The organism is Bullifex sp. (assembly GCF_034103065.1).
GTDB lineage: Bacteria > Spirochaetota > Spirochaetia > Sphaerochaetales > Sphaerochaetaceae > Bullifex.
On sequence record NZ_JAXEGN010000148.1, the window covers coordinates 1 to 26,385 of the forward strand.

Genomic DNA, 26,385 nt, shown 5'->3' on the forward strand with positions numbered 1-26,385 from the left:
AAAGGCTCCAACTGTAAGAAATACAGATAGCCATTCTCCAAACTCAATTGAATTGAGCCTAAGACTAATAAAAGAATATCTAAAGGATTTTTCCTTAAACTTGGTTTATCCTAGTTGGGATGGAAATAATCTTATTTTTGAATGTTAAGTAATAGGGAATAATAATTTTTATACTAATCTATTATTCCCTTTGAATTACTATAAGCTTTTAAAAACCTAGAAATGATTATTTAAAACTCCGGACTGGATGTGAATGTGAGCTTTTCACCTGTAGTTGGATGATAAAAACTAAGAGAACGAGCATGAAGACATAGTCTTTCAAATTCTTTTCTTGTTCCATAAAGCCTATCACCAACAATAGGTAGCTTAAGGCCACTTGCTGCATGAACTCTAATTTGATGGGTTCTTCCTGTGTGAGGATAGAAGAGAACACGACTAACTTTCTCATTATTCAAAACTTCAATTCTTACTCTCTTATAATCTGTAAGCGCACTTTTACCTTTTTCAAAGTCTACGATTTGATATGGTCTATTATCGACATCTAAACGCATTGGGAGATTAATTGTACCACTTTCTTTAGTTAAAACACCTCTAAGGAGAGCTTCATAAACCTTTTCAGTTTTTCTACTTTCAAATTGCATTGAAATTTCTCTTTTTGCTTTTTCTGTTTTAGCAAATACCATTATACCTGATGTATCCATATCTAAACGATGACAAGAAGGAAGCTCTGGGGCATCAGGAAAAAGTGCTTTAATCCTAACTGATGCTGAATCCCATTTATCTTCTCCTCTTCCTGGAGTTGATAGTAACCCAGCATCCTTATTGATAATAGCAATATCATCATCGCTATATAGTAAATCGATGTTAAATAGATACTTTATGAGAGGTTTACACTTTTCATCACAAGGAGGATAAAGATTACCATCTTTTCTTGTATCACTATCATGACCAAAAAATATTTCTGCAAGCGAAATTGGTGTAAATCCCTTTTTGAAACAATAGGAAAGAAGCTTTATTGTTGCGCAATCGCCCATACCTGTTGTGTAATTTAAGTTTTTAATATCTGAAAACTTAATCTTTCCATTTATAGTGTAGAAGGTATAGAGCTCTTTAATTTTTTCTAAGCACTCATTTGAAAGCAATCTCCTAGTTGGGATTAAATCCTCTTCTCCCATTTCTATTCGATCTGTGTAGCAATGTAGCTTTGAGTCATACTCACTAACAACTTCTTCAAATGCATTAACTGAAAAACAAGGAGGTGTAAAGCCTTCAACAATATATGAAGAACTCAAAGCTCCTGAAAAAGCTTTTAGTACAACTCTTTCTTCTGTTTTTGTTCTTGCAATTAATAGGCCAAGCATAATGCCTTTATTTTCTAGATAATCAGAAATAGAAAAGGATGGGTTTTTTGACTTGTAGTCAAAATAACCACATTCTTTAATGTTTTTTATCTCTTCTCTTAAAAGGGTTTCTGCTTGAGAAAAAGGGAGAATGAAATCCATAGCTTATGAGAGTGCTGTAATAAGGTAGTCATTAAGACTTGAGCCTTGATACATTAATCTATAAAGTGCTTGTACTAATGGGAATTTTGCCTCTAGGTGCTTTTCTTTTGTCATTTCACCAAAGAGTTTTATTGTTCTGTAACCTTCAATTACAGTAGCACTTTCCCCATTTTCATGGCTAAAACCTTTACCAATTAGCATACCAAATGTTCTATTTCTTGAAAGATCATTTAAACCTGTAAGACCAAGGTCTCCAATTCCACAGTATTTAAAAATAACCTCTTCATCACAATTGAAAATCTTCAATAGTTCTCTAATTTCATTAACAGCCTTAGTGTATACTAAGAAGTCAACGTTAGGACTATTATATCTTCCTGATACAAGACCAATCGCAATTGCATACATATTTTTTAATATTGATGCAAGCTCTACAGCTCTAATATCATCTGTATGGTCGAGGGTTAAACCTGTATTTTTAAATAAATCATTTTTAACGTGGTCGAAATCTACTTGAGAACCACCAAATGTGAATGCGGTTGGAAAACCATTTAAAACTTCGATTGCAAATGAAGGTCCCTTCATGCTAGCTGTTCTATTAAATGGGATTTTCTCTGTGATAAAAGCACCATCATCACTCATTCCCTTTGCTAAGTTTATTACTAAAGGATCTTTTTTTGTGATATATTTTTTTATCTCTTTTGAAAAAGGTACAATTGCTTTTGATGGAATTACTAAGAAAATTTCATCAGCATCCTCAAATACTTTGTAGTCTGTTGTAGCTTTTAATGAGCGATTTAAGAAACGAGTAGGGAAGTACTTTTTGTTCTTATGCTCTGTGTTTATTGATTCAACTACATCCTCTTCTACAGAGTGAATTACTACATTGTTATTACTATTCCATGCGAGGCGCTCTGATATCGAAGTACCAAAAACACCACCTCCTGCAACTACAATATTATTCATAATATTCCTTTCCTCAGATTTTTTTAATGATATAAAGTCTTGATGAGAAATCAGGCATTACACGCATTCCTGTGTTGTATCCTGAGCCTGAATATCTTGTAGAAAGTTTTATTCCAGCCCATTTGAGAGTATCTCCTGATACCTCATATACCTCTTCCTCTTTTTTATAATCTCTTACATCTTTACCAATATCCCAAATAGGGGCGCTATCATCTCTTCTTACAACTCTATATACATAGTTTTCATCTGCAAGAGGAACTCTGAGGATATCATCTTCGCAGTTTGACTTTAATAGTTTTTGCATATATAGAACTAAAATTGTTGTTCTATCAGGAGATGATGCAGTAAAGTAAGTTATTGAATCTTTTTCTTCGCAGCGGAAAATGCCAAATTGTATTAACTGGCGATATTGCTTGTAGAATTCAATTTGTTTTTTTATAGCATCCTTTTCTGCTTTAGATAACTTTGTAAGATTTAGTGAATAACTAAGTACTCCAAATAATGCAACATCAAATCTTGTTTCTAAATCAACTGGTCGGAAGGTTGCATAGTTAGGAGAAGGGGAAACACAGGTTCCACAAACACTGAGTGGGTATGCCATTAAGGTACCCTTCATGATTGCAAGCCTTTCAACTGCATCCGTTGAATCACTGGTCCAAATAGAAGTACCAGAAGATAACATTCCTAAGTCAAATCTTGCACCACCTGAAGCACAGTTTTCAATAGAAAGATTAGGGAAGCTTGAGGTAATAGCTCTTTGCATTCTATTTAACGCTAGAATATATCTATGTTGATATTCTCCCATGCTTCTTATTTCAGGGTTTACTGAATACATATCACTTAAATGACGATTCATATCCCATTTGATATGATCAATGCTTCCATTTTGAATGAGCTGTTTGATTGTAGTAACAAGGTAATCTTGGCAATCCTCTCTAGTTATATCTAAAAAGTATTGATTACGTTGTACTGCATGAGTTTTTCTAGCAGGATCTCCTAAAAGCCAATCAGGGTGCTTTTTTAGTAAATTTGTCCCAGGGCTAACCATTTCAGGTTCAAACCATAGTCCGAAGAGCATACCTCTTCTATGACATTCTTTTGATATTTGAGAAATACCACTAGGAATTTTTAAAGAATTAACAGTCCAATCTCCAAGAGATGTTGTACCATCATTTCTAACAGAGAACCAACCATCATCAAGTACGAATAACTCAAATCCAAGTTCAGCGGCAGCCTTTATTTGAGTAATAATACCGTGTTCATCGAAATTAAAGTGTAAAGCTTCCCACGTATTAAAAGATACAGGGCGTAATCTATTTTTCCATACACCTCTTTGAATATGTTCTCTTACAAAGTGGTGCATCTTATCTGCTAAATCACCTAAACCCATATTTGAATAAAGCATTAATGCCTCAGGAGATTCAAAAGCTGTTGAAGGATCAAGTTCAGCTTCAAAGGTTGAATCATTAATACCTGTTAAAATGTGAGTTTTTCCAAATTGATTAACTTCTGCAACCTCTCTATGAGATCCTGAGTAAATTAAATTGGTCATATAGCATTCATCGCTATTATGACGCTTTAATATTACAGCTGGATTACTTTCCGATGAGGATGCTCCCTTTCTTGTTTCATTAATAATTATTCCTTGTTCAAGAGGTCTTGAAATAGGGTGCCTTTCCCTTAGCTGAGCACCATTTAAAGTAATGAAATCATAATCATGTTCTGGAAGGTCAAGCTGAAGAGAGTAGATGCTTCTTAGAATAAGAGGGTCTGAACCTATGTTCTCAATAGTTACTCTTCTTGTAATTACATCACTGTCATCAAAGAGTGTGTAATAAAAGAGTGCTTTAACACATGCAATTGCATCGACAAATTCTAATATAATTCCACAAGTGTTTTGATCTGTGCCGATGGCTTGAACTAGAGGAGATGAAAAACGCTCAATTCCTTGGAAATGGGAATAGGACTTAAATCTTAGATCAAGTGTTCTAATCTTCTTTTTTCCATAGCTAATTGCTATAGAAGGAGTGCGATAGTCACCTTTATCTTCTGTAGAAAACTCACTCATTAAGTTTGTCATTTGAAGAGTAGTATCTTGTGGACTTAGAGAAGTTTCATTTACTCGAGGGCAAAGACGTTTTTCTCTGAGCGCAGAAATATCGTATTCAGGATTTCTTAAACGTTTACCATAGTAAAGGTGCTCTGCAATTCCACTTTCATTTATATAAAAAATGTAACTGGTATTAGCTGTTGCTAAATGGAACATATTATTTTTTACTGTGATCATGAAAAACTCCTTTCAAAATTACAAACCATAATATAGAGTATATGTTGAAAAGGAAGTTTTGAAAATGGATATTCGCCGTATGCCTCTATGGGTTTCAAGAAATGCTACCGTTATGAGTAATGATATTGTTAAAGCAGTTATAGAGGACCAAGGTGAAATTACCATAGAATTGAGTAGCCTAAATATCCAAGGAGGAAGGGTAAATGCACTTTCAATTCCATACTTTAGAGGTACTGGAATAGGTGTATTATCAGATGAAAATACCGATTGGTATAAGAGTAAGCAGAGAACTTATACCGCTGGTGGAATATACTTTACTTTTCCATCCTCCGATGAGGAACATATTCTTACTTCTAATACTTATTGGATGCTTAGACGGTATGGTAGTGAGAGTAATTATGGGGGAGTTTGGCGACTTTCTGAGATGAAATCAAGGGAGGAAAATAATCGCTATCATATTTCAAAAATTGATATCATGCTTCCTGCAGATCCTGTACTTTATACCTATATAAAAATCACAAATACAGATGAAGTCGATCTAGATTACAATTTATCTATTCACTCAATGCTCTCTGCGCCTTTCTTGGAATCAGGATGTTTAATATCTTCCTCCTCGGCAGATTTTACTGCATTTCCTCCTAATTTAAGAGAAGTTGCTTTTAATAGACTAAAAAGTGGACAACACTTTAATGATTTAAAGCATTGTCCTGGGCTTCGAGGTCAAAATATAGATCTTTCCTATGTTCCAGGTCCAACAAGTACCTATGACTATATAATGGGTGAACTTAAGAGAGATACGGAATTAGGATATACCTCTATTATTAACCCTAGACAACAACTACTTTACACAACATTTTTCCCAGGAGTAGGAAGTAAACTTTCTGATGAATATTTGAAGTTCCCAAATATTGATTTTTCATTCAACTATCTAGGTCGTATGGACTCTCCATGGGCACTTTATGAAGGTGGAACCCCTCAAGTCTTCTCTCTTACTACAGGTTTTGGTTTTATGAATCACCATGGTGTATTTAACTCTCCAATGAATAACACTCTAAAATCTGGAGAGAGTAAAGTTATTGTATTTGGTAATGGATTTACTAGTTTTGATAACCCTAGAATTGGTGGTGGTTTTTATTCTGTTGAAAAAGCTGAGCATGGCTTAGTATTTAAGAGGACAAAAAGCTACGCTTATTTACAGTGTGATTACTCTTTTAAAACTGTAATTAATATAGCCGAAAAAATACTTTCCTCAAATGAGTAAAAAAATCCTCTTATCGGTGATACCCAATAAGAGGTTTATATTTTAATAAATTACTAATGCACCATATGGTGGATAGTATGAATCTGAGAATTGGATATTAAATGCAACATATGGGATAAATGAGAATGAATTTGGATCATCCTTTAAGCTAATGTTTGCACTAAAAAGTGAACCAATTCCAAAAGAAATTCCATCAAAACCTGGTGGAGTGAGTGAAACAGAGCAATCAACGGCAGGTCCGATTGATACATGTTCATCACTTGATAAGCTTCCTGTTGAATAGAAGTTAAAGAATGGTCCAACTGTTAAGTTTAAAGCAACAGTTCTATTAAATGGGATGTGGAAAAAAGGTCCAATTAAAGCATCTACTGAAAGATATGAATCAATTCCACCATTTCCAACTCCAAATAGTACATCAAATCTTGATCCTAGTCCTATTCCAAGTGTTCGTGAATTATTCATACCTGCAAAATTAAAAGAAAATCCTAAATCAAAGCTATTTAGTACTTTGCCTGACTGAACTAAAGCACCATAGCCTGTTGTGATGTTTGAATATGAGAAAAAATCATCATCGTCATCATCAAAAAAATCATCAGCTACTACAGGTAAAATTACTAATAGTGAAAGTAGTAGGACACATAATATTTTTTTCATTAGCAATACCTCTTATATATATATAGTAATACACAATATTAATATAAGGATACAAATTAGTACAAAAAAAGAGAAGAAATTCCCCCCTTTTACTCTATAAATACACTTTCTATTATGTTTTGGGACACACAATCTAGTAAATCACTAGTGCGCCATATGGATATGGTGTGTAGTAGCTCTGATTGAAATGTATATTAAATGAAATATATGGAACAACAAAAATTGATGTTGGATCATTATTCAAGCTAAAAGCAGCGGCAACTAAAGAGCCAAAGCTAAATGAAATATTATCAAAGGTTGGTGGTGTTATTGTAATTGCTCCATCAACCCCAGGTCCAATTGCATAGCGCTCTTTAGATAAGTTATCTACATAATAAGTGTAGAAAAGAGGTCCTGCTGTAATATTTAATGATAAAGCTCTATTAATGCCTACATGGAAAAATGGACCAACTAATACATCAACACCAGCATATTTTTTAGTATTTGAGCTGTTTAGACCTAAGAGAAAATCACAGCGTGTTCCTAGACCTATTCCAAAAGAAGAGGTGTTATTAAGCGCTGCGAAGTTAAATGTACAACCTAAATCCAAAGTATAATAATTTGCATTTGATGATAATAGTGCCCCATATCCAGTTGAAATATTGTAATACGAGTATGTTCCATATTCCTCTTCTTCTGAATATGCAAAGAGTGGGAGCATAGCAAGTATTATTAATAGTAATACTGTTAGTTTTTTCATATTAACCTCTAATTTTTTGTATTTTCGGCTAAAAATGCTCCTCTTGTCAAATGAAAATCAAAAGCTACTTGCATAGTTTATTTTTTTTTGGTACATTCTAGCTATAAGCAAGGTGTTGTACCCAAGCGGCCTAAGGGAACGGTCTGCAAAACCGTCTTTCATCGGTTCGAATCCGATCGACACCTCACTAAAAGGACCGTTATTAACGGTCCTTTTAAATTCTTGTCATTTTATAATACGAATTGTAGAATAAAGCAGATGTTTACACGATATAAAACTGATAGCAAAGGAAGAAATATTCCTGTTGCTAAGGTATATACACAAAATGAACACCCAATTTGCAATTCCCAGATTGATAAAGATGCACTCTGGGTAATTCGTCGTATTCAAGCAAATGGGGAAAAAGCATACATTGTAGGTGGTGCAATTAGGGATTTAATGCTTGGAAAAACTCCAAAGGATTTCGATATTGCAACAAGTGCTTCTCCTAAGCAAATTCAAAGACTGTTTTGGAACTCAAGAATAATTGGAAGAAGATTTAGAATTGTACACATCTTTTTCAATAATAAGATAATTGAAGTAACTACTTTCAGAAGTGATGAAGAGAACTTTGAAGAGGGAAATAATAATATCTTTGGTACAATGGAGCAGGACTCTCATAGAAGAGATTATTCAATTAATAGTCTTTACTATAACCCTCAAGATGGGCACTTAATTGACTTTAATGATGCAATTGATGACTTTAAAAAGAAAAAAATTCGCTCATTAATACCTCTTTCATACTCCTTTAAAGAAGACCCTGTTAGAATGATTAGGGCAATAAAATATGAGTGTACTACTGGGTTTACATTAACACTTGGGGTAAAGTTAGCAATCTATCGCTTTCATAGTGCAATTAGTGGGGTCTCTACATCTAGATTAACAGATGAGGTGATGAAAATCCTTTCATCAGGAGCATCTGCAAAAATTATTAAAGAGCTAAATAAATATAGACTACTTAATCTTATTAATCCATGTATTGCTCTATACTTAAAGTACGATAGTTTTATTAATGATCTTCAAGAGCTTGATAATATGATTAAGGAGTCAAGAAGTTCTGGTAAAAAAGAGGTTGCTACTGCTGAGATGATTTGTTATTTATCTCGCTCAGTTGTGGTAATTCCAGAAGGTTCACATTCTTTTGATGAACTTAGAAGAGAAGTATTTAGACAAATTAAAGTATTACTTTCTCCTCTTACTCCTCCTAACTATGAAATTGAGAAAGCTTCAGAACTTATATTAAATTATTTAGGGCACAGAAATAAGAAAAAATTTACTCAGAGAAAGAAAACTACAAAGAATAGTACTCGTCCTGGTGCAAAGAAGGCTAAGAAAAAACCTAATAATACACAAATTAAAAACCAAGAGCCTAATGCGAATAGCGCTGCAGAAGCTCACGATATGTAAAAATGGGGCTCTAGCCCCATTCTTCAATTTCTATTGATACTCCATCAATTCTTATTCCACCATATTTTTCAATACAGTCTGCAATGTATGATTGTAGCTCACTCATTGATTGTCCAATGTAGTGCCTAAGTGGTACTTGAAGTGTGATGTTTAAATTATATGAAGCACCTTTATTTTGAATTAATCTTACCTTTTTAACTTTAATTACTTTATCGTATTCATCAATACAGTGCTTAACCATTTGGTTAAGAGTTACTTCATTTAAAGAATCTTTATCAGGTCTTGAGAATTCTGGACGTACAATTGTTTTTTCAAATCCTTGCTCTTTTTTAAATGGATTTTTTTTACCAAAGAATACTTTTATACTGTCATAAACAATTTGAGGGTAAGAGCGAGTTATTTCAATTGAAGGAACTGGAATTACATGTTTCCCTTCTGTAAACCTAATACGCATAGCTGTTTCAATTTCTTCTTGAGTCGCAATTTCCTCAATATGAAATACTCTAGTTACTGGAGGTAGTTCTAGACGTGCAATTATTTTATTAATCATCTTTTCACTAGTTCCGATGATTAATATTTTTTTATATTTTTCTTTTAAAAGAGCATCTAATACGTTTTCTCTATGTTGGTCATCATCAAATACTGCTGTTCTAACAGCTGTAATGAAGTTTGGATCACGCTTTGCAGAGCGTCCAGCAACAATTTTATCACCTTTAATTAATAATCCATCATCTATTATTAAATCGATATGATATTTTTGAGCTAACAGTTTGCTATGATGACTTTTGCCTGTTCCAGATCTTCCAACAAGCGCAAATACCTTGATACCATTTAGTTTTGAAAAAGCAAACTTAAAAACCCTGTTCATTTCTTAGAATTATAAAAATGTATTTAGCATTAGTCAAATAAATATCTTTTTGAGTTTAGCTATGACTATCAGCTATTGTTTTCAGTAATCAACTTTTATAAGAAATATAAAAGATAATTGAACTTGTATCTTAGTATGGTTTGATAATACAAGTTTCTCTTTCTCATATATTCGGTATGATGCTTAAAATAAATAATTACAATGAGGTTTTACAGTGTACGTATTGCAAAAATAATGATAAAATACCGATTCGGAAAATAATATTTAAGGAGTATATATCATGGGTCGAATTTCCACATTCAAAAAAGGTGGTGTTCATCCTGCTGATAAGAAAGAGCTGGCCAAAAATGCTTCAATTGAGGTCCTTCCTCTCCCTAGTGAACTAATAGTTTCTATGTCACAGCATTTAGGTGCACCTGCACTTTGTCTAAAAAAGAATGGCGATGTTGTGGAGAAGGGTGAAAAGATAGGTGAAGCTTCCTCTTTCATTTCTGCAGATGTTCATTCTCCAGTTTCTGGAACGGTAACAGATGTTAGAAAAGTTCGTCTTGCAAGTGGAGTAGTTGCTGATGCATTAGTAATTAAGCCAAATGAAGTACAGCCAGAGATGTTCCAAAAGAGATATAACTGGCAGAATGATACTAAAGAAGATCTTCTTGCTCTTGTAAAGAATATGGGTATTGTTGGTATGGGTGGTGCAACCTTCCCAACTAATGTAAAACTTAATATTCCAACAGCTAAGAGTGTAGATGCATTAGTTATTAATGGTGTTGAATGTGAGCCTTATCTCACAGCTGACTACCGTGTAATGATGGAAAGAGCTGAAGGTGTTCTAGAAGGTGTAATGGTCTTAAAAAAGATTCTTAATCCTTCAAAGACAATTATTGGAATTGAAGCTAATAAACTAGATGCAGTAAGTCATCTTGAGAGTTTAATTAAAGAGAAGGGTTATGATATTAGTGTTATGACTCTTAAAATGAAGTATCCTCAAGGCGATGAAAAACAGTTATTAAAGGCAACAATTGGTAAAGAAATTCCTTCTGGTAAGCTTCCGATTGATATTGGGGCTGTAGTATGTAACTTAGGAACTTCTTACGCTGTATATGAAGCTGCTGTATTCCATAAACCATTAATTGAAAGAGTAATTACTATTTCTGGAGAAGCTATTACTACTCCAAAAAACCTTTTAGCTCCTATTGGAACTAAAGCTACAGATTTACTTCAATATTGTGGTGGCTATAATACAGAGGAAGTTGGAGAGCTTGTTAGTGGTGGTCCAATGATGGGATTTGCTTTCTCGGATGAAGATACACCAATGACAAAGGGGTCTTCCGGACTTTTAGCATTACTTCCTGAAAAACTTGATACAGGTGTATGTGTTTCTTGTGGAAAGTGTGTTCAGCACTGTCCAATGGGATTAATGCCAAACAAGATGTTTAGAAACATCAAGTATAAAAACTATCAAGAGGCAATGGATTTAGGCCTTATGGATTGTAAGGAGTGTGGATGTTGTGCATATATTTGTCCTGCTCATTTACCTCTTGTACAAGGCTTTAAGCTTGGTAAGAAACTTGGGAGGAAAAAATAGTGAAAACCGTTTCTGTAAGTCCTCATATTCATACAAGTAACTCAATTACAAAAAGTATGTTACTTGTTACTGCAGCATTACTTCCTGCAGCTCTTTGGGGTGTTTATTCCTTCGGCCTTAGTGCATTAATTGTCTTACTCGTTTCAATTATTACCTGTGTATTAACAGAATACCTATTAGGTTTGATTAATAAAGAAAAGACAATTTTTGATGGGTCTGCACTTGTTACAGGATTGTTAATTGGTATGAATATGCCATCAACAGTTCCTCTATATGTACCAATTATTGCAAGTGTTTTTGCAATTGCTGTTGTAAAGTGGACATTTGGCGGCCTTGGATGTAACTGGATGAACCCTGCTCTTGCAGGTCGTGTATTTGTATTCTTTAGTTTTACAACACTAATGAGTACATTTGCTCTTCCACATGCTCTCGAAGTGAACTATGTACTTCCAAGTCATGATGTTGAAGAAGCTATTGTAGCACCAGCTGATAGTGTATCTGCTGCTACACTTACTACTGCTGAGAGCAATGGTAAGGGTGGTATGATAATAATCGCAAACAAGTATATTCAGGTCGATTTCCCTAAAGAATATACTCAACAGGACATCGCAGCTTGGGCTGATGCTGTAATTGCAAAGTATCCTAAGATTTTTGACGGCTATACATATTTCTTCAATAATAGTGGTGTTCTTGAGTTTGAAGCTCCTAGTAAGATTAATGATCTTTATCATACAGGTCTTATTTCAATTATCAGAACTGAGATTGCAAACTATATCGATAACGCTCCTGTAGTTGTAGATGCTACTTCATCAGCAACTAAGATTTCAGGTGTAAGCTACAGAGCAAATGGTTTTGATGGTAAAACTACAATTGCAAACAAATATATTACCGTCGCATATCCTGAAGATAAGTTCTCTTTAGATGATATGGCTCTTTGGGCTGATAGTGTTATTGCAAAATATCCTGAACTCTTTAGTGGTGCAAAGCATTTTGCTGCTAAGGGTGGTGGATATGAATTTGCTCTACCAAATAAAATCAATGATAACCTCCATGATATGTATAACTCTGTAGTAAAGAGTGAAATTTCTGCTTTCATTGGTGGAGGTGATGAAGAAGAGGTAGATGCAGTTTCTTCCGCAACAATTACTAGTGAGGGCGATAATGGTTTTGGTGGTAAGATTTCTATTACTAACCAATACATTACTATCGACTATCCTGAAGGTATGGGCGAAACAGAGCTTAGTGATTTTACTACTCAGCTTATAGATAAATATGGTGAACTCTTTGAAGGTTCTACTCATTTTGCTGGTAGAGGCTACTACGAAATTGAGCTTCCAGATACTCTAGAAGAGTCAATGCATGAAACCTATAGAAGTTTTATCAAAGAACAGCTTAGTAACTATGTAAATGGTATTGTTGATGCAACAAGTGGTGCAACAAAGACAACAGACTTAAGCTTTGAGCAATCTGGTTATGAAGCATCATCTTCTATTACAGATAAGTACATTACAATTACATATCCTGCTTCAATTATTTCAGATAAGATGATTGAATCCTTTGTTGAAGGTCTTGAAAATAAATACATGCTCTTCTTTGAGGGTGTTGATTATACTCTCTCTAATGGTTCAATTAAGCTTGAGCTTTATGATACACTTGGTGATGATTACCATAATGTTGTTAATGCAATCATTGAAAAAGAGCTTTCTAAACTTATCAAGAAAAATGCAGTTGATGTAGTTTCAAGTGCTACAAAGCAAACCTTTGCTTCTAGTGGTTACGGTGGTTCAATTGCTATTGCAAATAAGTATGTAACAGTTGATTACAATACAAGCGAAATTAGCCAAGCTGAAATGAGTGAATGGGCAGATAGAATCATTAATGAAAATAGCTCATTATTTGCAGGTGTAACTTACTTCTTCAATGATAGTAACATTGAATTCGTATTCCCTAATAAGATTAATGATAACTACCACGATGGTCTTATTTCATTCTTCAAGTCTGAATTAGCATCTTTGATGAAGCCAGAAGTAGTATTAGTTGATGCAGTTTCTTCTGCAACTAAGATTACAGGTGTAGAGTACAGTGCTGCAGGTTTTAATGGTGCAACATCTATCGCAAATAAGTACATCACAGTTGATTACCCAACTAGTGTTATTTCAGTTGATCAGATGGCTGCATGGGCAGATAGCGTTATTGCTAAATACCCAGATATTCTTGGTGGTGCTAAGCACTTTGCTGGAGCAACTTACTACGAATTTGAGCTTCCTGAGAAGATTAATGATAATCTTCACGACTTAATTAACAGTGTTCTTGCATATGAAGTTTCTGCCTTTATTAGTGAAAACTCTGGAGTTGATACAGTATCAACTGCAACAATGCTTTCTGCAAATAAGACAGCATTAGTTGGTGGCGCTAAGGGTGATATGGAGAGTGTTCTCTCATCAGTTAATGTACCAGTAACACAGTTTGCTCAATCCTTAAGTGAGAAGACTGGAATTTCACCATATACAATTGATGCATTCTTTGGTAATCAAGGTGGATGTATTGGTGAAGTATCAGCACTACTATTAATCGTAGGTGGAATATTCTTAATAGCAGCAGGTGTTATTACATGGCATATTCCTGTTGTTTACATTGGTTCATTTGCAATTCTTTCATGGCTCTTTGGTGGTATTCCATCTGGTGCTGGATTATTTAATGGTGAGATATTAACTCCAATATTTACCGGTGGTTTAATGCTTGGTGCCTTCTTTATGGCAACTGACTGGGTTACAACACCTACTACAATTAAGGGCCAAGTAATCTTTGCAATCGGATGTGGATTCTTCACATTCCTCTTTAGATACTTTGGATCTCTTCCTGAAGGAACATCTCTTGCTATTATTTTGATGAACATAGTTAGTCCTACAATTGATAGATACATCAAGCCAAAGAAATTTGGATATGTTAAGAGCGTAAAGGAGAAGAAGTGATGAAACAGTATATTAAAATTGCATTAATTCTTTTTGCTATCTGTGCTGTATCAGCAGCTCTCCTTGCTGGTGTAAATGCTATTACCGCACCTCAGATTGCTGCAAATGCTCTAAAAGAGACTAGTGCTGCATTGATGGATATTAGTGGTGGTTATAGCCTTGGTGAAAAGAGAGATGGTGAGGGTAATGTTAACTATGTAATTACTCTCGTTGATGGAAAAACTATTATGGGTTATGTCCTTGAGATTAACTCAAATGGTTATGGTGGTCCTATTACTTTAGTTGCTTCTTATAAGACTAGTGGTGAGTTAATTGGAGCTAAGATGATGGCTAACAGTGAAACTCCTGGTCTTGGAAAGAAGAGTGAGGAAAGCTGGTACATGCAACAATTTGTTGGCTTTGGTGCGGATAAACCAATTCCAACTAGTAAAAATGACCTTGCAGATCCTTCACTTGTTTCTGGTGCTACAGTTACATTTACTGGAGTTTCTTCCGCAATTAATAATGGCTGTGAATATGTTAAGAGCCTAGGAGGTAATTGATGTCACATACCAAAGAATTAACAAAAGGAATTTTAAAGGAAAATCCTGTATTCATTATTATGTTGGGTATGTGTCCTACCTTAGGTGTCACAACTCAAGTATTTAATGCAATAGGTATGGGTGCTGGTGTAATATTTGTACTCCTTTGTTCAAATATCATCATTTCACTCTTAAGAAAGGTTATTCCTGATTCAATTAGAATACCTTCTTACATCGTTATCATCGCTTCATTTGTAACAATTGTAGAGATGGTAATGCATGCATATGTACCTGCTGTTTATTCAGCTCTCGGTGTGTACCTTCCACTCATCGTAGTAAACTGTATTATCCTCGGAAGAGCAGAAGCATTTGCAAATAAAAATACTGTCCTTGACTCTGCTTTAGATGCAATTGGTATGGGTGTAGGTTTCACACTTTCTCTTATATTAATTGCAGCAATTAGAGAGATTTTAGGTGCTGGACAAATTACACTTCTCAACTTAAGTGAGAGTGCAAGAATTATTATTACAGTTCCAGGCTTAAAAGATTCTCCAATTAGAGTCATGACACTTGCAGCAGGTGCTCTCTTAGTTATGGGTTACTTAAAGGCACTCTTCAATTGGATGGGTGATAGAAAGGCAAAGAGGGGTTAATATGAGCTATATTGGAATTATCATTACCTATGTTTTTGTTCAGAACTTTATTTTAGTTCAGTTCATGGGTCTTTGCCCTTTTATTGGTGTATCAAAGAACAGTGAATCTGCACTTGGTATGGGTATGGCTGTTACATTCGTTACAGCTGTAGCATCAGTTGTATGTTACATGGTTTATTACTTCTTACTTGTACCTTTTGCTCTTGAGTATTTAAAGACAGTAGCATTCATTTTAGTAATTGCTGCATTAGTACAGCTCGTTGAGATGGTTATTAGAAAGATGACTCCATCACTTTACAAGGCACTTGGTATCTTCTTACCATTGATTACAACAAACTGTGCAGTCCTTGGTATTGCAATTTTAAATATTGATAATGGCTATAACTTACTTGAAAGTTTCTTTGCAGGTCTTGCAGCAGGTCTTGGCTTTACACTTGCTATTGTCTTAATGAGTAACATTAGAGAAAAGCTTGAGTTAACTCCTGTTAGAAAGTCATACAAAGGTGTTCCTATTGCATTTATCTCTGCAGGTTTAATGGCTTTGGCTTTCATGGCATTTGATAAGTCTCTTATCACAAACCTACATTTAGTATAAGGAGAAAAGAGAAATGAGTATTATTGCTGCTATTTTAGTAATATCAATCCTCGGCCTTTTACTTGGATTAGGTCTTGCAATAGCTGATAAAAAATTAGCTGTTGAAAAGGATGCTAAGCTTGTAAAGATGGAAGGTATTATGCCTGGTGCTAACTGTGGTGGTTGTGGTTATGCAGGATGTGCTGCATATGCAGCCGCTGTAACATCTGGCGAAGCTGAAATTGGTCTTTGTTCTCCTGGTGGTAATGCCCTTGCTGCTAAAATGGGTGAAATCATGGGTGTTAGCGTTGAAAGTAAAGAAAGAATGGTTGCATTCGTTCACTGTAATGGTAATAGCGAGGTAACTAAAGAAGCTTTCAAATATAAGGGAATTCAAGATTGTGCTGCTGCATATATCGTTCAAGCAGGTCCTAATGCATGTAAGGAAGGTTGTATCCATCTTGGTTCATGTATGAGTGTTTGTCCTGCAGGTGCAATTTACCGTGATGATAAGAATATGATCAAGGTAAATCCTGATAAGTGTATCGGCTGTAAGAAGTGTACAACTGTATGTCCTACTGGTGTAATTAAGATGATTCCTGCTTCTGCAACTATGGTTGTTGCTTGTAATAACCATGAAATTGGTGCAAAGGTAAAGAAGAATTGTCAAGTCGGCTGTATTGGTTGTAAAATTTGTCAGAATAAGTTTCCTTCTTCTGGGTGTGTAGTTGAGAACTTCCTTTCAAAAATTGATTATTCAAAGGATACTTCTGATTTGGAATCTGCAAGCGAAGCTTGTCCTCAGAAGTGCTTTGTAAAGAGAGGTTGATTTGAAGCTAGTCCTTGGTCTGTATACACAGACATCAGCAGCCCTTCCTCCTGCTGTATATAAGCGGGCACTAGGGTGCATAATAAAACCTGTATTTACGTATGTATACAATAATAAGGATGTTTCGATAAGCTTCTCGCTCTCTAGCGCCATGATTAAGTACATGGCGCAGAGTAGTCCTGAAGTGAATTTATTAATCTCCACTCTTGCTAAAAATTGCAGAGTGGAGATATTCACGAGCGCGTATAACCAAACAATTCTTCCTTTAATGCAAGTTAAAGATAGAGCTCAAATTATCGATAGAAATACTACATTAATTAGAAGAACTTATGGTGTACGTGCAACAACTCTTTGGTGCTATGGAGAAATTTGGTCTCCTTCATTAGTTAGTACAATGAAAACTGTAGCACTAGATAGACTAGTTATTTCATCATATAACGCAATAAATAAAAAAGTATATGCAACTGGACCTTTTAGAATGACTGAGTTAGGAAAGCGAATCGATGTAATTCCTGCTGCAGATAGTGCTTCAAGGCTTGTTAGTATGTATGGCCAAAATGAAATTTCTTTTGATGATTTATTAAATCAGATGTTAGAAATGGTTAATAATGCAGGAGATGATGAAGAACTAATTTATATGATAAATCTTGACCAGCTTTGTCAAGGTGCTTCATATAACAGAGAAGATGATGAAAGACTTTCATCTTTATTTACAGCCATTTTCGAAGAGGCATTAAAGCGTAATGCTGAGATAATAATGCCTAAGGATATTTTAGCAACAGAAGTTGGCTACCTTGAATATGGTTGGTATGGTCGAGATGCCTCTGCAGGTTCGCTTAGGAGCTTTCCGGAAGTCTTGGTTCGAGATGGAAATCTTCGTTATTACATTAATAGAGTAGTTCATTTATCAGAACTCCTTAGCGAATGCAAAAAGGATAGAGTATTAAAAAAGAGTATTTCTGATAGACTTTCAACAATTCCAGGTGGAACACTTTTCCTCTGTGATACTAATGCTTCTAATTTACGATTGAGTGAGCATAGAGCATATTATAATACTCTTCTTGATTGTGATTTCATGTACTATGATAATACTCAACGTTCTATTCCTAGAGATTTAGATGATGACGGTATCGACGAGATAATCTGCTATGGAAAAAATTCTTCTGCTGTATTTGCTCCTAGAGGAGCAAGCTTACATGAATATTCCTCTAGAGAATTATTAATTAATGTTTTTGATACAGTTTCAGCTTGGAGAAAGGATAGTATTCGCCAAGAAAAGAGAAGATCTTTTGTTGAAAACATTAAAATAAATGGAGTTGAGTATAACCTCAAAGATGAGGTATTTGACTTTGAAAGTGTAGGAAAAGGAAAGTGTGAATATAATTTCTCACTCGAAAAGGATAATTTCCAAATTACAAAGCACTACAAGATGACTAGTGGCAATATGTGTTTAACTGTAAGCATATATAACACTGGGGAAAAAGATATTATTGGTGAATATGATTCAACCGTATACTTTACTCTTCCCGGGGCATATGCTTTTAGCTATGACCAAAAGAGAGGACCTTTAATGGGGGAATCACTAACCGATATTAGAAATGTTAGGTTCTCAGACTCTCTTCGTTCTGTACTACTTTCATTTTCAAGTAATTCTGATTTTTCAGTTAAAGAAGAAAATAGATTCCAAAGTGAAGTTACCACTTTAGGATCAGAGCAGTTCTACCTATACACAAAGGCAAACCTTACTTTTAAGCTAGACATTAAGAAGGATAGCGTATATACATTTAATATTATTACTAGAATTATTGATAACAAGGAGAAAAAGAATGTTTTTACACAATAAATCTGTTTTTGATACCGTAAAGGAAGAAGCTTATAACGTATGGAGGCGTCTTTGAAGCCTCTGATATTGAATCAAAGATAGCTGAAACTGAAGCAAAAACTTTAGAGCCTGGATTCTGGGATGATAAACAGAGTGCAGAGAAAGTATTTGCTGAATTAAATGCATTAAAAGATAGTTATTATCCTTGGAAGGATTTGATCCAAGAAATAAAAGATATTGAAGAGCTTATTGAGATGTATTCATCTGAGGAGGATCCTCAAATTGAAGAGGAGATTTGTTCTCAAATTGATGAGCTTGATAAAAAGTTCCATCCATTAAAGCTTAAAACTTTACTTGATGGTAAATTTGATAAAAATGATATGTTCTTATCAATTCATGCTGGTGCAGGTGGTACTGAAGCTTGCGACTGGGCAAACATGCTATTAAGAATGTATCTTAGATGGTGTGAACGCCATGGCTTTAAGAGTGAAATTCTTGATTTACTTGAAGATGAAGGTGGAATTAAGAGTGCAACAGTTAGAGTAAGTGGTGCTTATGCTTTTGGCTATCTAAAGGGTGAAGCAGGTGTTCATAGATTAGTTAGAATATCACCATTTGATGCCCAAAAGAGACGTCATACTTCATTTACAAGTGTTTACGCATCTCCAGTCATCGATGATGATATTGAGATCGAACTTAAACCTGAGGATTACCGCCTTGATACCTATCGTGCAGGTGGTGCAGGTGGACAGCACGTAAACAAAACTGACTCAGCTGTTAGAATTACTCACTATGCAACAGGTATTGTTGTACAGTGTCAAAATGAGAGAAGCCAGTTCATGAATAAGGATGTTGCTTTTAAAATGCTTCGTTCTAGACTCTATGAGTACTATCAGAAGCAAAGAGAAGAGGAGCATCAGAAGAATGCTATAGCAAAAAAGGATATTGCATGGGGTTCTCAAATTAGATCTTATGTCTTCCAGCCATATACAATGGTAAAAGACCACAGAACAGGTGTGCAGGTTGGTAATATCAATGCTGTAATGGATGGTGAACTCGATACCTTTATCGAGACATATCTTAACTGGAATAAGGAACAAAACGGTTGAGAAAGTTTGCTCTCATAATCTTGATTTTTATCATTTTGTTACCACTCTCAGCTACGACGCTGAGAGTTGGGTTTTATAATGTACCAAATGATATTAGTGAAGATTTTATGAGCGCTTTTAGTAATATCATTGCTAGTAATGTACGCTCTCAATTCCTTGATAGTTTGTGCGAAGAAAGACTTAAAAATAGTTTTGAAAAGCAAGAGGACTTGAGAATCCATAAGGAATTAGGAAAAGAAAATATAAATGTTGAGAGAAAAACATTTACATATGAACCTTTTTCTAGTGTAGATAAAGTAGCTGCAACTGTTCCATCTTCTTTACACGATAGTGTTTTTGCGCAAGATAAAGTAGTCCTTGATTACATCTTAAATTATAATGACCTTGATTTACTCGTTTGTTATAGTAGTGAAATTGATGGTTCTTTAAGCTTTATTAATGCATTTTGCTATGATGGAGATATTAAGCCTTTAATTGATACTGTATATCTAACAAATGAAAGGCCATCCCTTTATGAGGGAATATTACTTAGTATTGCTTCTTTATACTATCCTGATGTTGCTTTTATTAGCGAAGAAGGAACGCTTACTGCAGTTGATGTATCATTAAAGGAGTATAAGGGGCAGGTTGTTGAGCTAGAAAGTGGTAAAGTCTTTGAGTTTTTCAAGGAAGAAAAACCATTAGAAAACCATACTCAACTCATTTTCTCAATTCCATATGATGCGTCATTATCAATTTTTGCAATAGAAAAAACTTCTCTTCCTCTTTGTGTAACTTCAAATGAAAGCGATATTATTTTATCTCTAAATAAAGAAGGTTTTAGTGGATCTACATTCCAGTTAGATAACTCAAGAGATAGTATTAATGCTCTTTATTTAAAACCAACTTGGGTTAAAGATAGTGGAAGATTAAAGAGTGAGAAGGATGAGTTTTATCGCTGTCTTAGAAATACTTTTTTAAGCTTCTCTCTCTATGCAATTTCAAAGTCTGTAAATAACATTAATAGTGATATTGGTGCTTTTGGAAAGGTAATGGAAGTTGCAACTGCAGGAGTTAGTATTGTAAACTTGATTGAGTTAATTAAATCTTGTACGAATTATTACAATAGGGCTAAGGAGACATACCTATAATGTTTAAAAAGTTTAAAGAAAAATTAAAAAGTTTATTTACCTCAAGAAAAATTGATGAAGCATTCTTTGAAGAGCTTGAGGATACATTGATAGAAGGTGATCTTGGAGCACGCTTAACTGATGAAGTAATTGAAACATTGAGAAAGGCGGCTAAAGAGGAAAGAGCTAAAACCGTTGAAGATTTACAGCTTTTGATGAAGGATATTCTTTCCCCATATGTTAATTGCTTTGATTTTGTACCTAAAAAAGGTGAGCTAACAATATTCTTAGTTTTGGGTGTTAATGGAGTAGGTAAGACAACTTCAATTGCCAAAATTGCTCAATACTACGTTGATAAGGGATATAAGGTAATGCTTGCTGCTGCTGATACCTTCCGTGCTGCAGCTGTAGACCAACTTGATATCCATGCAGACCGTTTAGGAATCAGAATTGTAAAGCAAAAGACAGGCTCTGATCCTGGTGCAGTCGTTTATGATGCTATTACCTCAGCCCAATCTCAAGGCGATGAAATTATCTTAGTTGATACAGCTGGTAGAATGCATAATAAAGAAAATCTTATGAGGGAACTTCAAAAGATTAATAAAATTATTGCAAACCGTGGAGTAAAGGAAGAGAACTATAAAAAGCTTATAGTTATTGACTCTACTACAGGTCAAAATGGGCTTTCTCAAACTCTTCTTTTCAATGAAGCTGTTAAAGTTGATGGTGTAATACTTTCAAAGTATGATTCAGCTGCAAAGGGCGGTGCTCTCGTACAAATTGGACAGCAACTAGGACTTCCTGTTGCATTTGTTGGAACAGGTGAAACCTATAAAGATATCCATCCATTTGATAAAGAGGAGTTCTTGAACGCGTTAGTCGGAAAAGAAAATTAATGAAACGTCTAGTCATCACCATAACCATGCTATTTGCATTATCACCAATATTTGCCCTCTACTATGAGAGCAATATTCTTATGCAAAAGTATGGTGTTGTTGACAACCTTTGTGATGGCTATGTTCTAGAAGTTTCAAACAATGTTGAAACCTTATATCTTGATAAAAAAGAGATAAAGAAGGTTACTATCGAGGATGATAAAAAGACTGTAGAGGAAGATGGTGTGACTACTACCTACTATGGTCTTTCTGCTCCTGAAAAAATAGTAACAAAATATAACGATTATACATTAGAGGAAAGGTATGAATACTCTTCTAGTGGAGTATTAAAGAGAAAAATTACTCTTATGGATGAAGCTATTTCTTCTATTACTAACTATAATTATTCAAAGGATTCAGCACTAACAGCTTTTTTTGAGGATGGTAATATTTTCTACACTTCAAGTGATACTTATTCATATAGTGAAGGAAATCAAGATAGTAGCATTAAAATTATTAATAACCTAATGGTTAAAAAGAGTGATGATAGAGCCATTAATAGCGATAGTGATAAAATCGTTGTGCGTGATAAAGCAGAAGAAACAATTTATGCTTTAAATGGACAAGTTCTAAAGAGAACATTTTTTGATAACGAACAAATCCTTTCAACTACTGAGTATTTTTATGATGGTGAAAAACTTATAAAAGAGCTTTTTAAGGAAGGTAGTAAAGAAGTAATTACTGAGTATAAAGAAAAAGAAAAGGTAATTACTACTTATCAAGATAATGAATTAAAGAGTGTTAGAACTATCAATCAAGATGGAATATATGAAATTGTATATAGACAAAATAAAGCTTATGCTAAGGTAAAGTACGATATAGATTCTAAGCGTGCTTTGGAGGTAAAGGTATTATGAAAAGAAGCAAAATAGTTTTTAGATACCTCTTTACTTCAAGTAAAAAAGAAAAATCAAGGACAATTAGAATAATGGTTGGCCTTTGCTTTTCTACTATGGTTTTACTTTGTGTCCTTTCAATAATGGACCACTTACAAAGTGGCCGTTTTAAATATATAAAAAAAATTAGATCTTTTCCTGTTACAGTAAAGGCTGAGAGTGAAATAGATATTCAAGCACTATCGGATAGCTTATTTGATAAAGCAATAGTATTTGCATATAAAACAGGAGAAGGACTATTAAAAGTTGGAAATAGTGAAGCTGCTGTAAACATTCGATACATAACAAAAGATTATGAAGGTGGACTTGTTACCTCAAGTAAGATTGGAGAAGGATTATTAATACCTTATAGACTGTATTACTCGAATAAGGGGAGTAGTGTTTTATTAACTACACTTGAGAAAGGTAAGGTTGCTAGGTTTGCTCCTAAGACTAAGGAATACACTAGTTTTGGTTTATTTCAAACCTCTCTAGGTAGTGAGTTTGATAGTTCGAATATCTTTTTACCATTTGAGGATGCTCCTGATAATAGTCCAATGTATATTGCTTTCATTCCTTTTTCTATTAGTGAAAGTGAAATGGAAAATATAGCAACTGACTTAAATATTGGAAGAGTAATAACTTGGAAGGAGAGCGAAGCTTCCCTTTATGGTGCTATGCTTATTGAAAAAAAGGTAATGAGTCTTTTACTTATGAGCCTTTACATTATTATTGCTGTTCAAGTTTTTCAAAATGCATGTGGTTTTGCTTCTTTAAAGAAAAATGAACTTTCAGCTCTTTACCTAATTGGGTATACCAAGAATGATATAAAGTTAATTGCAACCGGAGTTGCACTATTACTTTCGTCAATATCTTTTGCCTTTGGTTTATTAGGTGCTAAAATCTTTTTAACTGCAGTTCCTTATTTTATGCCAATTTTTGCTAAAGGCACTTTGAAATTAGATATTTCTGCAATACCTTATGTATTTATAATATTTACACTTTACTGTGTAATTGTTTATGTATGGGCCTTTTTAAGAGAGCTTAAGCAGAAAAACTTAAGAGAGGTTATAAATACAATATGATAGATGAAGTATTAAAACTAGAAAACATTACTAAGTGCTTTGATAGTGCTGATGGAAAGCTGGAGATATTAAAAGATATAAACCTATGCGTAAATGCAGGAGAAAGCGTTTCAATTGTAGGTAGAAGTGGTTCTGGTAAGAGTACACTATTATCAATTGCTGCTTTAATTGATAAACCAAATAGTGGTAGAGTGCTTTACCGTGGTAAGGATTGTAGCTCTTTAAAGGATAATGAGATTAGTTCAATTAGAGCTCATTCAATGGGCTTTGTATTTCAAAATAGTTTACTATTAGAGGATTTCTCTGCCTTAGAAAATGTAATGTTTCCACTATTAAACATTGGAAAGAAAAAGAAAGAAGCAGAGGAAAAGGCTAAGGATTTGCTTTCCCAGCTAGGCTTAGAAAAAAGATTTAGTCATAGACCTAAAGCGCTAAGTGGTGGAGAGAGACAACGAACTGCCATTGCAAGAGCATTAATTACTGAACCAGATGTTATCTTTGCAGATGAACCAACAGGTGCACTAGATGAGGAGAGTGCTGTGTTGATTGAAAGCCTACTATTAAAAGCAACTATTGACCGTAATACTGCATTGGTGCTTGTAACTCATAATCCTGATTTTGCATCTATGTGTCAGTTAAAATATGTACTAGAACATAAGGGATTAACACTTGTATGAATGAGGCATCAAAGAGTTATTGCGAACGAAAGACGGGAAGAAACCAATCTCTTTCGTGGATAATAAAGTCGTATTTACCATCACTGTTAATAGTATTTATTATGGTGGTGTTAGTATTTGCGCTTATTTTTGTCTCATCAATGTCAAAGGCTATTGAGGATACATTAGTATACCTTGGAAGTGGTAATATTACTGCTTATTCCTCTCTTGAAGACATAGTCTTTAAGGAGGATGAAAAAGTATTTGAAGTCTCTTCTGCTTCTGCAATGATTGCAAGCTCTTCATCCACTGCACTAATTAATTTAAAGGGTGTTGGTAGTGATTACTTTTTTGAAGAAAAAGTTGACAAATTAAACTTAGAAACAGTTGAAAACAATACAACACTTAATAGTGTATATTTATCAAAAACCATCGCAAATTCTCTTAGTGTTAGCCTAGGTGATAAAGTATCGGTATTAATATTTGATAAAGAAGAAGGAAGGGCTAGACCGGTTTATTGTTTTATCTCTGGCTTATACCACTCAGGTTATGGTGAATTTGACTCTCACCTTGCATTTGCACCAAGAAAAATGGTTGATGGAAATATTTCATATGAAATTTATACCTCAAGAGAAGATGAGGTACTAAAACAAATTAAAGAATGTGGAATAAAAGCAGCCTCATATAAAACAATTTACTATTCTATATATGAAAATATAATTCGATCTGTGTCATTACTTGATGCAATTGTTATCTTGGTTGGCATTTTAGCGGGCTTCTTTTCAATTTCTATTTCAAGTGAATATGTTGAGCGTGATAGAAGGGATATAGCTGGTATATTACTTCTTGGGGTAAAAAAGGACGAGGTAATTAATGCCTATCGAAAAATTACAATTAATGTTGTAAATATCGCTTTAGTAGTTGGATGTGTTTTAGGAATAGCACTTTCATATTTGATAATTCCACTTCTTTCATCATTAGATAGTACTAAATATCCTTTTTTATCAAACTATGTATTATCATTTAATGTATCGATACCAATTACTACAATATTGCTACTTTGTGGTGCTTTGATACTCTCTTCTGTTATTTCATTAAGATTTTCTCTCAAAAAGATGATCTTTAGTGATATTAAAGCAGCACTTTAAGCCTTGTAACATAATGGAGTTTTTATTTAATATCTTTCTATGAGCTTTGAAGTATTTTCTTTAGGAACAAGTGGTATGATGCCACTTCCAGGACGTTTTTTAACTAGTGCATTACTTCGCAGAGAGGGAGAGTTATTTCTCTTTGACTGTGGAGAGGGCACCCAAGTATCTTTAAAGCTATTAAATTTAAGATGGAAGCAAATTAATTCTATTTTTATTTCACACATGCATGCAGACCATGTAACAGGACTTCCTGGTCTATTGATGCTCTCTAGTCAAGTTGATAGAACTGAACCTCTTTATATATATGGACCTGCAAGACTAGCTGATTACATTGAATCAAATAGAAAGATTTTGGATATGTATATTAACTATCCTATTACTGTTATACCAGTTAACCCTGGGGTAATAATCGATAGTGAAGAATATTATGTTAATTGTTTTGCTTTAAAGCATACAAAACAATGCTTTGGATACTCTTTTGTAGAAAAGGAACGTCCAGGCGAATTTAATGTTGAAAAGGCGATTAATCGTAAGGTACCAAAGGGACCACTTTGGGGAAAACTTCAAAAGGGAGAGGATGTAATAAATACAGAAGGTGAAGTTGTTCATCCAAATGAAATATTAGGAGAAAAGAGGAAGGGTAGAAAGTTTTCATATGTTACTGATACCATGTATTTCCCTGAAATCTCTGACTACGTTCGCTCTTCTGATATTTTATTTTGTGAGGCAATGTTTTCTAATGATTTATTAGAGGATGCTGTTAGTAAAAAACACATGACTGCTAGT

At 34.3% G+C, this 26,385-nt stretch carries 23 protein-coding genes and 1 tRNA gene; 18 read left to right on the plus strand and 6 right to left on the minus strand.

Annotated features, from left to right (window positions below):
- Positions 1 to 230: 230 nt before the first annotated feature.
- Genes SOY52_RS05785 through SOY52_RS05795 form a run of 3 tightly spaced genes read right to left on the minus strand, consistent with a single transcriptional unit; the run spans position 231 to position 4,752 of the window.
- Entirely contained in the window at positions 231 to 1,502 is a 1,272-nt protein-coding gene (locus tag SOY52_RS05785; protein WP_320848022.1) for an RluA family pseudouridine synthase, read from the minus strand.
- A 3-nt stretch (positions 1,503 to 1,505) separates the two neighbouring features.
- Entirely contained in the window at positions 1,506 to 2,465 is a 960-nt protein-coding gene (locus SOY52_RS05790; protein WP_320848023.1) for an NAD(P)H-dependent glycerol-3-phosphate dehydrogenase, read from the minus strand.
- 13 nt (positions 2,466 to 2,478) lie between these two features.
- Positions 2,479 to 4,752 carry an alpha-galactosidase gene (locus SOY52_RS05795; protein WP_320848024.1) on the minus strand — a complete coding sequence of 758 codons (2,274 nt, stop codon included), beginning with the start codon at positions 4,750 to 4,752 and terminating at the stop codon, positions 2,479 to 2,481.
- Between the two features lie 64 nt (positions 4,753 to 4,816).
- Between SOY52_RS05795 and SOY52_RS05800 the strand changes: the two genes are divergently transcribed.
- Positions 4,817 to 6,013, plus strand: a complete 1,197-nt coding sequence (locus SOY52_RS05800) for a hypothetical protein (protein WP_320848025.1) — start codon at positions 4,817 to 4,819, stop codon at positions 6,011 to 6,013.
- A gap of 42 nt (positions 6,014 to 6,055) precedes the next feature.
- Here SOY52_RS05800 and SOY52_RS05805 read toward each other — a convergent pair whose 3' ends face one another.
- Together SOY52_RS05805 and SOY52_RS05810 are read right to left on the minus strand one after the other, a co-directional pair.
- Positions 6,056 to 6,667, minus strand: a complete 612-nt coding sequence (locus tag SOY52_RS05805) for a hypothetical protein (protein WP_320848026.1) — start codon at positions 6,665 to 6,667, stop codon at positions 6,056 to 6,058.
- Positions 6,668 to 6,800: 133 nt separating this feature from the next.
- Entirely contained in the window at positions 6,801 to 7,406 is a 606-nt protein-coding gene (locus SOY52_RS05810; protein WP_320848027.1) for a hypothetical protein, read from the minus strand.
- A 111-nt stretch (positions 7,407 to 7,517) separates the two neighbouring features.
- Here SOY52_RS05810 and SOY52_RS05815 point away from each other — a divergent pair.
- Together SOY52_RS05815 and SOY52_RS05820 are read left to right on the plus strand one after the other, a co-directional pair.
- Positions 7,518 to 7,591, plus strand: a tRNA-Cys gene (locus tag SOY52_RS05815).
- Between the two features lie 73 nt (positions 7,592 to 7,664).
- Positions 7,665 to 8,852, plus strand: a complete 1,188-nt coding sequence (locus tag SOY52_RS05820; protein ID WP_320848028.1) for a poly(A) polymerase — start codon at positions 7,665 to 7,667, stop codon at positions 8,850 to 8,852.
- 10 nt (positions 8,853 to 8,862) lie between these two features.
- On the opposite strand, the gene SOY52_RS05825 is transcribed toward SOY52_RS05820, so the two are convergent.
- Positions 8,863 to 9,720, minus strand: a complete 858-nt coding sequence (locus tag SOY52_RS05825; RefSeq protein WP_320848029.1) for an ATP-binding protein — start codon at positions 9,718 to 9,720, stop codon at positions 8,863 to 8,865.
- Positions 9,721 to 10,000: 280 nt separating this feature from the next.
- Between SOY52_RS05825 and rsxC the strand changes: the two genes are divergently transcribed.
- The 15 genes from rsxC to SOY52_RS05900 form a co-directional block, all read left to right on the plus strand.
- The gene (rsxC, locus tag SOY52_RS05830) at positions 10,001 to 11,308 is read left to right on the plus strand and encodes an electron transport complex subunit RsxC (protein WP_320848030.1); all 1,308 of its coding nucleotides are present in this window, start codon (positions 10,001 to 10,003) and stop codon (positions 11,306 to 11,308) included.
- Entirely contained in the window at positions 11,308 to 14,280 is a 2,973-nt protein-coding gene (locus tag SOY52_RS05835) for an RnfABCDGE type electron transport complex subunit D (RefSeq protein ID WP_320848031.1), read from the plus strand. Before rsxC ends, SOY52_RS05835 begins: the two co-directional genes overlap by 1 nt.
- Positions 14,280 to 14,822 carry an FMN-binding protein gene (locus SOY52_RS05840; RefSeq protein ID WP_320848032.1) on the plus strand — a complete coding sequence of 181 codons (543 nt, stop codon included), beginning with the start codon at positions 14,280 to 14,282 and terminating at the stop codon, positions 14,820 to 14,822. Before SOY52_RS05835 ends, SOY52_RS05840 begins: the two co-directional genes overlap by 1 nt.
- Complete coding sequence (locus SOY52_RS05845) at positions 14,822 to 15,454, plus strand: electron transport complex subunit E (RefSeq protein ID WP_320848033.1); 633 nt, start codon at positions 14,822 to 14,824, stop codon at positions 15,452 to 15,454. Before SOY52_RS05840 ends, SOY52_RS05845 begins: the two co-directional genes overlap by 1 nt.
- A gap of 1 nt (position 15,455) precedes the next feature.
- Positions 15,456 to 16,049, plus strand: coding sequence for an electron transport complex subunit RsxA (gene rsxA, locus SOY52_RS05850; protein ID WP_320848034.1), 594 nt, complete (start codon positions 15,456 to 15,458; stop codon positions 16,047 to 16,049).
- Positions 16,050 to 16,062: 13 nt separating this feature from the next.
- Positions 16,063 to 16,857 (plus strand): RnfABCDGE type electron transport complex subunit B, encoded by a 795-nt coding sequence (locus SOY52_RS05855; protein ID WP_320848035.1) that lies wholly within the window; start codon positions 16,063 to 16,065, stop codon positions 16,855 to 16,857.
- 1 nt (position 16,858) lies between these two features.
- A complete protein-coding gene (locus SOY52_RS05860; protein ID WP_320848036.1) occupies positions 16,859 to 18,700 on the plus strand; it encodes a hypothetical protein in 1,842 nt (613 codons plus the stop codon).
- A protein-coding gene (gene prfB / locus SOY52_RS05865; protein WP_320848037.1) for a peptide chain release factor 2 occupies positions 18,684 to 19,788 on the plus strand; the annotation gives its coding sequence in 2 pieces (ribosomal slippage) (positions 18,684 to 18,752 and positions 18,754 to 19,788; 1,104 coding nt in all). The genes SOY52_RS05860 and prfB overlap by 17 nt, the downstream gene beginning before the upstream one ends.
- A gap of 107 nt (positions 19,789 to 19,895) precedes the next feature.
- Complete coding sequence (locus SOY52_RS05870; RefSeq protein WP_320848038.1) at positions 19,896 to 20,918, plus strand: hypothetical protein; 1,023 nt, start codon at positions 19,896 to 19,898, stop codon at positions 20,916 to 20,918.
- Positions 20,918 to 21,793: a signal recognition particle-docking protein FtsY gene (ftsY, locus tag SOY52_RS05875; RefSeq protein ID WP_320848039.1), complete on the plus strand. Its 876-nt coding sequence runs from the start codon at positions 20,918 to 20,920 to the stop codon at positions 21,791 to 21,793. The genes SOY52_RS05870 and ftsY overlap by 1 nt, the downstream gene beginning before the upstream one ends.
- Complete coding sequence (locus tag SOY52_RS05880; RefSeq protein WP_320848040.1) at positions 21,793 to 22,689, plus strand: hypothetical protein; 897 nt, start codon at positions 21,793 to 21,795, stop codon at positions 22,687 to 22,689. Before ftsY ends, SOY52_RS05880 begins: the two co-directional genes overlap by 1 nt.
- Positions 22,686 to 23,792: a hypothetical protein gene (locus tag SOY52_RS05885; protein ID WP_320848041.1), complete on the plus strand. Its 1,107-nt coding sequence runs from the start codon at positions 22,686 to 22,688 to the stop codon at positions 23,790 to 23,792. The genes SOY52_RS05880 and SOY52_RS05885 overlap by 4 nt, the downstream gene beginning before the upstream one ends.
- Positions 23,789 to 24,469, plus strand: coding sequence for an ABC transporter ATP-binding protein (locus SOY52_RS05890; protein WP_320848042.1), 681 nt, complete (start codon positions 23,789 to 23,791; stop codon positions 24,467 to 24,469). Before SOY52_RS05885 ends, SOY52_RS05890 begins: the two co-directional genes overlap by 4 nt.
- Positions 24,466 to 25,596 carry an ABC transporter permease gene (locus SOY52_RS05895; RefSeq protein ID WP_320848043.1) on the plus strand — a complete coding sequence of 377 codons (1,131 nt, stop codon included), beginning with the start codon at positions 24,466 to 24,468 and terminating at the stop codon, positions 25,594 to 25,596. The genes SOY52_RS05890 and SOY52_RS05895 overlap by 4 nt, the downstream gene beginning before the upstream one ends.
- Before the next feature lie 39 nt (positions 25,597 to 25,635).
- Positions 25,636 to 26,385: ribonuclease Z (locus tag SOY52_RS05900; protein WP_320848044.1), on the plus strand; the 750-nt coding region annotated here is incomplete at its 3' end.